Raw genomic sequence first — 8,353 nt, 5'->3', positions numbered from 1 at the left:
CTCACGCCTTTTCCTTGGCTTCAAATCCCTCCGGCTTTTGCTTCTCACAAGAAACGTAAAAAGTTAGATAGGCTAATTGAGTTTTCTAAGGTCGTTTTATTTTCTTATTCTTGAATAAAATACTTTTCTGCACCACTAAGGCTATTCCCTCAGCTTTGAAAGCTTTCTTCCAATCTCTGATAAAACTTTTGCTTACGCCTAATATTTGTGCTATTGTTTCACCTGATTGTCTCTCGATCGACATTTTAATAGCCAATGCTCTCTTTAATTCTCTTGGATCTGGATTGCTCTTAATTAAATTCACCAGATCGGTTATTTTGTTATATTCTTCTTGCTGTTTTATTAGTGGATTGTTCATTACTTAAATATTGTCGATCGACAGTTAGATAATATTGTACTATAAAACAAGCTTCTCAAATAGGATTGCTATAGCTCAGAACATGGATATGTAGGTTGGGTAGAGCAAGGCGAAACCCAACACACTCAACCAAAGTTTCCTTCATCCATTAGACGACGTTTTAAGTCGGCTCAGTTGCTCCTTGGAGAATCGATGGCTTCTAGCTTCGTTTCGGCACCGCTGTGGGATTAGAAACCCCCGCTAGTGCAGCAAAGTCCGCCTAAAGCTGTACTCATCCCAGTCTGCGTAGGCGGACTTTGCATTCCCAGCAGCGATTTCAATCGCTGTGCTGTGCTGTGCTGCGTTTTCCTAACCTTGAATATTAGGTAACTGAGAAGTCAATAATCGATCCATCCAGCCCTCGAAATAAGCCATATTTACAGATTTTTCGCGGGGATCTTGGCTATCTAGATGATGGGGAGCCAAACCTAAAATCGTGGCACTGGTGACACAATACATCGACTTTTGAAAACTTAGACAGATTTTGACCAATAAATCATCTTCTTGGCGTTTGGTATTTTGATACATTTCATGTAGATAAGGTGGGATATAATGCCGCATATCTTGCATTAATAAAGTAGGTGGAATCCCCGCACCACCGATCGGTAGTGCATCTGCATACAAAGCTCCGTAGGTAAAATCTGCTTGTGGTACTGGGATTTGATGGGCTTGAGCATTATAAGAAACCACACCCAAAAACGGCGTACCGCGAAAGAAAATGGCTTCGACATAGGGCACCGCGACATCCATCAAAAACGTTAGCTCTGCTGACTTGGGTAAAATATCGTAAGATCTGTCGTCGATTTCGACAGCATAGGTAATCGGATTGCCTGCCGCCGCCACCAGTCCCACTTTAATCCAATCCACCACTTCGGGAATATTGGTAACTTTGCCCTGTTCGTAGGCTCTGGCTAAGGTTAGGAAAATATCGGACATTACCTCCCAGAATTGACCGAGGGCATTGTAGTAAACCGATTGACGTACTTGCTCCGGCAGAAATTCGGGGAAGAGGCGATGTAGGAGTCTAATCGCTGGATTACCTTTAATTTTGGCTTGAATCGCTGGTTCGATCAATTCTCGAAATTCTGAGGATTCAATATAATGCTCTAACTTGCCGCCACCGTGCCAGAGCATTACTTTCATGCAGTATTCGGCGTACTCATAATTAATTCGATCGTGCGATAGATGCTCGACTAATTGGTTGAATGAAACCTTGTTATTAAAGTATTTAAAGAATGGGAAAATTGTTAAGAATTCTCGATCGGCAATATGTTGCAGGTTGATTTGATAGGCATCGAGAACATAACCATAGCTGTCGAGAATGCCAACTACTTCCTTGACATTATCGGGGTTATCTGGTAGGAGGCTTTGACCATTATAGAATCGATCGATATAGGTCGCAAAACGATGACAAGAATTAATAGAAGTCATGGCTCAATTGAAGTATTCACAGTGGCAACAATAGCGGGCGGTTGGAGTGTAGCTAAAATAGTGGGTTCGCTCCAGCGGGTAATCCAACCAGGCTGAATCCCAAATAAGACGATCGCAACTGTTAAAATCATTGCTGGATAGCGTTCTCGCCAAGTTACAGACTCTAGATTTTGGACAGGTGCTGATAATCTCCCAAAGAAGGCTCGGTTAATCAGTAATAGGTAATAAACGGATGTCAAACCCGTGCCGAGCATACACAGTAGAGTTTGGACTGGGAAAACTGGAAAACTACTCCGAAAAATTAGGAACTCAGCTACGAAGCCTACCATCCCAGGAATTCCGGCACTAGCCATCACTCCCAGTACCATCAAACTACCAATTATTGGCATTCCCCGTTGTGGATTGAGTAACCCTTCCAAGATCTTGATATCGCGGGTTTTAGTTTTCTTGTAAACCACACCTACCAGTAGGAACAGCGTAGCGGAAATCAAACCGTGACTGACCATCTGAATCATCGCCGCCGAAAAACTGAGCGCGGTATTCGCTGCCGCCGCTAGGAGAATATAACCCATGTGGCTGACAGAACTATAGGCAACCATCTTCTTCATATCTGTCTGCGCGATCGCCATCAATGCGCCGTACAATACACTGACGATCGCCCATACTGAAATCCACGGTGCGGCAATTTGCCAAGCTTCAGGAAACAGCCCCACACAGAAGCGTAAGATGCCGTAGGTAGCCAGCTTGAGCAGGACTCCAGCAAGTAACACCGAAATCGGTGTCGAGGCTTCTACGTGGGCATCTGGTAGCCATGTATGAAATGGGAATAGCGGCATCTTGATCCCAAAACCTAACAATAACGCTCCCAATAGTAAAAACTGTTGACTCAACGGTAACGCATGAGCCAGAGCGGGATCGTAAGTAAAGCTACTGCTACCACCAAACCATGCCAGCCCCAAAAATGCCGCTAAAATTAAGGCACCAGATAGAGCCGTATAGATTAAGAACTTAGTCGCAGCATAGGCGCGTTTTTGACCGCCCCAGATCGCAATCAGCAGATACAGTGGGATCAATTCCAGCTCATACGAGATAAAGAACAGCAGAAAATCTTGAGCTAGGAACACTCCACTTACCGCAGCATTTAGCAACAAAATCAGGCTGTAGTAAAGGCGCGATCGATCGATCTTTTCATCGCTGCTATAAATTGCCACCCAAGTCAATAAGCTATTGAGAGCCACCAATGGCAACGACAAACCATCAACCCCAAGCCGATAGGACAATCCTAGCTCATCGATCCAATTGAGATTTTCTACGAACTGCATACTGGGGTTGCTCAGATCGAACTTTGTCAACAACAACACCGTCCAACCAATTACCGCTACTGCTATCCACAAAGCAAACTCGCGAGTTTGCTTTGGGGGCAGACTAGCAGCCAGAACTGCTCCTAGTAAAGGAACTATTAATAAAACACTTAGCACGATCGAATCAGCCTTAAACAGTTGACAGTTGATAATTGATAGTTGACAGTTGAGGAGATTTAAACTCCGCTACAACTATCGAGCTTAAAACGATAAAAACAACCAAGCAACCGTCGCACCCATGACTCCAATCCCGATCGTAATCGTGAGTACATAGTTTTGCATCTGACCGGAGGTACCGTATTTTAAGCTTTCACTACTTAGAATCGTGGCAAAACCAACTAAATTGACCAAACCATCTACCACATAGCGATCGATCCAAGCCGTTACTTGAGAGAGTTGATAAACCGACCACACCACCGTTTTATCGTAAAGTTTTTCCACATAAAAATCATAAGTCAACAGTTCTTGCACCCAAGGTAGAGATAGTTTGACAGGCGATCGATCGGTTCTAAAATACAACAATCCACCCACCAGAAATCCCAGCAAACTAGACAGGCTAATCGAACTAAATTCCCACAAGTTAATATTATCTAACTCCGGCAGCAGCGCAAACCGCCACATGGCTACAGGCGTTATCAGCGTGAGAACTGTCAAAAATACCATCGGTAATGCTAACGGCCAAGGTACCTCTGGTGCGCGTCTAGTCTTAGGTTGAGTTGTGCCCAAGAACACCAAGCCAAATACCCGCGTCAGATTAAATGCAGTCAAACCATTTACTAATAAAATCACCCCGATCGCCCACGGATAATCCAGCCACAGAGCCTCAAATCCCGCCTGGAATGCCCAAAAACCAGCTAATGGGAAAACACCAGTCATCGCTAATCCACCCACAATATAGGCGATCGTCGTCGCTGGCATACTTTTGCCCAACCCGCCAAACTCCGTCACATCTTGATTATTGGTGGTTAAAATAATACAGCCGACGCTCATAAACAGTAGAGCTTTGGCGATCGCATGAGCAAACAATAAGATCAAAGCAAAACTAATCCACTTTGCGCCGATGGCAATAAATACCAAGCCTAAATAAGCACTGGTTGTATAGGAAATAGTCCGCTTGATATCAATCTGAGCGATCGATACTAGCGTGGCACCGATCGCCGTCACCGTCCCAATTACCATCAAAGTAGTCGTGACTACCGGAGACAGATACAAAATCGGGTGGACTTTAATCAAAATGTACGCTCCACCAGTCACTACGACTGAGTTACGGAGAATCGAAGCCGGATTGGGGCCTTCCATCGCTTCATCCAGCCACAGGTGGAGTGGAAACTGAGCGCACTTACCGATCGGCCCAGCAATCAAAGCTAGACCGATTAGAGTAGCCGTCGTGGGTGAGATATCAGTAGTTTCACACCACTGATACAGATCGTCAAAATCTAAACTTCCAGCAATACTCGATAGGGCAATTACCCCAGCAAACAGCACGATATCTCCAGCCCGCTTGGTCAAAAAAGCATCCCGAGCAGCTTTGACAACTAAAGGTTGAGCGTACCAAAAACCCACTAGTAAGTAAGTAGAAAGAGTCAGTAATTCTAGCAACCCGTAGCTGACTAGCAGTGAATTACTAATCGCCACCGCACTCATCGCCCCTTCAAAGAAACCGACCAAAGCAAAAAATCTTGCCAGTGCCCAATCCTTCTCCATATACCCCAGCGCGAACACCTGAGCGAGTAAACTCAGCACCGTTACGGACTCCATTGCCGCAACATTCAACGCTGACAACTCAAAAGTCAAATTCAACTCTAATCCAGCAACTGTCCACCAGTTAACTACAATATGATAAGGTTCATGGTTCCAAACTAGTTGTAGCAAAACCGTGCCATGAACAAACGCGATCGTCGTCATTAAAATATTGATGTACGCTGCTGGTCTCGGCCCAGTCCGGCGCACCAATCTAGTCATCCACGGAATACTTAGAATAGCCCCCACAAAGCCATACCCAGGTATCCACCACCCAGTGTCTAGCAACATCTGTTCCATAAATTATGCCTAATTCTCAAATACAAATGTTAATTGTGTTGTGCGTTTTAATTATCTTAATAGATACTTAAAAATTGATTGTCAAGCCAGTTTTGAGCAGTTAAAATCGCCTGCTGAAAGTAGCGAACTACAGTATTTTAAAATTAGGTCGGAAACTCTAGTATATTTTAAGCTTTTAACCATTATCTATCAGAGCAGTGTCGATGAACACAATTTGCTATTCAAGTTCCGATCCGCGATCCCCGCTATTTGCCTACCGTCAGTTTCGCCGACTGGAGCGACCCATTTGCTAGTTTTGCTGGGTTCAGATTAGCGCAAAAAGTCAGCAACTGAGCTGGTGAGTATCAGCCCAACTTATGTCCACAATCATAAAGAATAATTTTGTATTATATTGCCAAACCGAACACCCGAACTGTATTGTTGAGTGTAACGTTAGTGCGATTTTTAGGCTTGGCTGACTCCAAACCTGTCTAGCTTGAGCTTTTTGGCGACTGCCAAACCTAAATCGATTAAATTTATTGAAAAAAATATCCAATCAATCGACTGACATCTGAGGATTGCTGCTGGATGTCCATTGCAGTTGGCACTTCGCACGTCAGCATCGCTCCACTGTAAAAAGGATGCTGAATAATTATAATATGATTTACAAAAGAAGGATTTAGATTGTGATAGTAGCCCAGAATAACGTTACTGCTTCGCCACCTACCCCGTGGTCGAAGAGCTTGACAGAGCCAGACATTCACCATACTGCTTACGTCCACGCTTTTTCTAACATCATTGGTGATGTGCGGATCGGTGAAAATGTGATGATCGCGCCAGGGATTTCCATTCGGGCAGATGAAGGCGATCCCTTTTCGATCGGTGCCAATACTAATATTCAAGATGGGGTCGTAATTCACGGACTAGAACAGGGTCGAGTCGTCGGTGATGACGGTACCTCATACTCTGTCTGGATTGGAAAGAATACCTCGATCACCCACATGGCACTGATTCACGGCCCCGCTTATGTTGGCGATGAGTGCTTTATTGGCTTTCGTTCGACCGTATTTAATGCCAAAGTCGGCGATGGTTGTGTCGTGATGATGCACGCCCTGATCCAGGATGTCGAGATCGCTCCAGGCAAATATGTCCCATCGGGAGCCATTATTACCAATCAACAGCAAGCCGATCGACTTTCAGACGTACAGCCTGACGATCTCAAGTTCGCCTCGCATATCATTTCTATCAATGATTCTTTACGTTCTGGATATCGCTGTGCTGATGATATCGAATGTATCACACCATTACAAGAAGCGATCGATATATCCACTTCGGGCTTGTATGGGATTGCTAGAGCGGCTACTCTTCAAGCTTCCAGCTCTACCCACAGATCCAATCTTCACCCTGATGTCGTCACGAATGTTCGTAGTTTACTAGCCCAGGGATATGCGATCGGTACCGAACATGCCAACAAGCGTCGGTTCCAAACCAGCTCCTGGACTAGCTGTGCGTCCTTTAATTCCGATCGGGAAGTCGAGATCCTCGATGGTTTAGAAGCTTGTCTCCAAGAGCATCGTGGTGAATATGTCCGACTGATCGGGATCGATACCAATGCCAAGCGGCGGGTACTCGAAACCATCATTCAACGACCTGGAGATGTCCCCGCCGCGACCCAGACGCATCGCTCTGAGTCCCCACTGCTGCACAATGTTACCGCTTCCTTGAGCCAGCCTAGCTCTGCTCCAGCCATCAGCCACCACCCACACTCCAGTAACACTCCAGATACCGAGGTAGTCAAGATAGTTCGGCAACTGCTCGCCCAAGGCTGCCAAATTGCCGTAGAACGTGCTGACAAGCGGCGGTTCCAAACCAGCTCCTGGACTAGTTGCGATCGAATTGAGTCCCAGAATGAGGCAGCGATTTTAGCCGTAATTTCCGACTGTATCGCCGACAACCCCAACGATTATGTCCGCGTCATCGGTGTAGATGCCCACGCCAAACGTCGCGTAGCTGAAAAAACCGTCCACCGCCCAGGGCAATCGATCGGTTCCAGTAGTAATACCAGTGCCAGTAGCCCCGCTCATCCTAGCAGCAATGGTCATGCCAGTAGCTCTAGTAGCCACAGCAGTAATACTACTACCACCAACACAGCCCTAACTATTGATGTAGTAGAAACTATCTCCCGTTTAGTCGCTCAAGGTTGCGCGATCTTCACCGAATTTGCCGACGAGCGTCGCTACAAGAGCAACGCCTGGGAAACTGGCGGTCAAATCTCTGGTAACAATGCCTCAGAAATCGTCCGTTCCTTGGATTCGATCGTCAATGAGCGGAAAAAGTCTTATATCCGCCTCATCGGTGTAGACCAAAAAGCACGGAAACGCATCATCGAAAAGATCGTTCATCGCCCTACCAAATAGCCCAAGCCATTTCGGGTACCCCCTCCGGGTTCTGCCCACACAAACAAAATCCGCAACCCCCAAATTCTATTCGTCTACCGATTTGCTAAGTACTGGTATTTAGCAAATCGGTATCCCGAACTTGCGTTATGCAGCCCCAACGAGTGTGCTCACAAGCACTACAAATAACCTGTAGAGGTGCCCCTCATCGGTACAGATTGTGGCAATAACAACACTTATGTGTTAATAAAATCAAGAAGTAAACCCGATCGAGCGATCCCCAAGTCGAGCGAAAGATCGACTCATAAAACTTTCTGATACTTAACTTAACAAATTAAAATTGTTGCTTATGTTGCCAAAGGGCAACGTCTCAGTCTATGCTTGACTTTAGCGGATGCGTAGTGCTGAATTTTTAATAGACAAAAGTCTATGGAAACAATTAGTGTATTCTACTAAATATCAATTAAAAGCGAGGATTCGCTTGCGTCGCTAATCACAAATTTAATCTAAGGAATAAAAATATATGTCTATTGCCGTGGGAATGATTGAAACCAAAGGTTTTCCTGCTGTTGTGGAAGCTGCCGATGCCATGGTCAAAGCCGCACGAGTCACACTAGTCGGCTATGAGAAAATTGGTAGCGGTCGGGTAACTGTCATTGTCCGTGGTGATGTCTCTGAAGTACAAGCTTCCGTATCCGCAGGTGTGGCATCCGTTAAGCGCGTCAATGGTGGTGAAGTTCTTTCCACAC

7 protein-coding genes are annotated in these 8,353 nt (G+C 45.5%); 2 read left to right on the top strand and 5 right to left on the bottom strand.

Features of this window, described 5'->3' with window-relative positions; translation table 11 throughout:
- Positions 1-85: 85 nt before the first annotated feature.
- The 5 genes from ACEW9J_RS24295 to ACEW9J_RS24275 all read right to left on the bottom strand — a co-directional run bounded on the left by ACEW9J_RS24295 (position 86) and on the right by ACEW9J_RS24275 (position 5,823).
- Positions 86-358, bottom strand: a complete 273-nt coding sequence (locus ACEW9J_RS24295; RefSeq protein WP_373547647.1) for a transposase — start codon at positions 356-358, stop codon at positions 86-88.
- A 348-nt stretch (positions 359-706) separates the two neighbouring features.
- Positions 707-1,828, bottom strand: a complete 1,122-nt coding sequence (locus tag ACEW9J_RS24290; protein ID WP_373547646.1) for a CO2 hydration protein — start codon at positions 1,826-1,828, stop codon at positions 707-709.
- The gene (locus tag ACEW9J_RS24285) at positions 1,825-3,306 is read right to left on the bottom strand and encodes an NADH-quinone oxidoreductase subunit M (protein ID WP_373547645.1); all 1,482 of its coding nucleotides are present in this window, start codon (positions 3,304-3,306) and stop codon (positions 1,825-1,827) included. Before ACEW9J_RS24285 ends, ACEW9J_RS24290 begins: the two co-directional genes overlap by 4 nt.
- An 84-nt stretch (positions 3,307-3,390) precedes the next feature.
- Positions 3,391-5,229, bottom strand: a complete 1,839-nt coding sequence (locus ACEW9J_RS24280) for an NAD(P)H-quinone oxidoreductase subunit F (RefSeq protein ID WP_373547644.1) — start codon at positions 5,227-5,229, stop codon at positions 3,391-3,393.
- 444 nt (positions 5,230-5,673) lie between these two features.
- The gene (locus tag ACEW9J_RS24275) at positions 5,674-5,823 is read right to left on the bottom strand and encodes a hypothetical protein (RefSeq protein WP_373547643.1); all 150 of its coding nucleotides are present in this window, start codon (positions 5,821-5,823) and stop codon (positions 5,674-5,676) included.
- Between the two features lie 71 nt (positions 5,824-5,894).
- Here ACEW9J_RS24275 and ACEW9J_RS24270 point away from each other — a divergent pair, with 71 nt between their 5' ends.
- Together ACEW9J_RS24270 and ACEW9J_RS24265 are read left to right on the top strand one after the other, a co-directional pair.
- On the top strand, positions 5,895-7,625 hold the full coding sequence (locus ACEW9J_RS24270) for a ribulose bisphosphate carboxylase small subunit (protein ID WP_373547642.1): 1,731 nt from the start codon (positions 5,895-5,897) through the stop codon (positions 7,623-7,625).
- 502 nt (positions 7,626-8,127) lie between these two features.
- A partial coding sequence (locus ACEW9J_RS24265) for a BMC domain-containing protein (RefSeq protein ID WP_373547641.1) occupies positions 8,128-8,353 on the top strand: 226 nt, incomplete at its 3' end.

The organism is Chamaesiphon sp. (genome assembly GCF_041737865.1).
GTDB lineage: Bacteria > Cyanobacteriota > Cyanobacteriia > Cyanobacteriales > Chamaesiphonaceae > Chamaesiphon.
This window is presented reverse-complemented; position numbering and strand designations above follow the sequence as displayed.

What these genes read in the sequence shown, in the direction of transcription:
- ACEW9J_RS24290 (WP_373547646.1), bottom strand. Translation starts at nt 1,828, where the DNA reads ATGACTTCTATTAATTCTTGTCATCGTTTTGCGACCTATATCGATCGA.
- ACEW9J_RS24280 (WP_373547644.1), bottom strand. Translation starts at nt 5,229, where the DNA reads ATGGAACAGATGTTGCTAGACACTGGGTGGTGGATACCTGGGTATGGC.
- ACEW9J_RS24295 (WP_373547647.1), bottom strand. Translation starts at nt 358, where the DNA reads ATGAACAATCCACTAATAAAACAGCAAGAAGAATATAACAAAATAACC.